Here is a 244-nt window from a genome sequence, read left to right as displayed (position 1 = left end):
GCTCTGAATTGTAAAAAATGACTAGCTACAAACTCCTAACTACATACCCTTCACAAGGCGCACATTTAATCCACTTTGCCAAGAGTGCCTTATCACTAGCAACATTCACATCTAACGGCAAAAATACCGCACTACCAGAGCCAGTCATTCGTGATGTTCCTAGTGCTTGCTCTTCTAAACGTTGCAAATACTGAAGCGCTTCATCGACAGCAGGGGCAAGGCTGATAACCACGGGCGTAAAGAC

General features: G+C 45.1%; 1 protein-coding gene. It reads right to left on the bottom strand.

Features of this window, described 5'->3' with window-relative positions:
* Positions 1 to 25 precede the first annotated feature (25 nt).
* On the bottom strand, positions 26 to 244 hold a 219-nt coding region (locus AAEY55_RS18560), incomplete at its 5' end, for a hypothetical protein (protein ID WP_350552755.1).

The organism is Pseudoalteromonas sp. 120-MNA-CIBAN-0494 (assembly GCF_040308885.1).
In the GTDB taxonomy this organism is placed as follows: Bacteria; Pseudomonadota; Gammaproteobacteria; order Enterobacterales; family Alteromonadaceae; genus Pseudoalteromonas; species Pseudoalteromonas nigrifaciens.
This window is presented reverse-complemented; position numbering and strand designations above follow the sequence as displayed.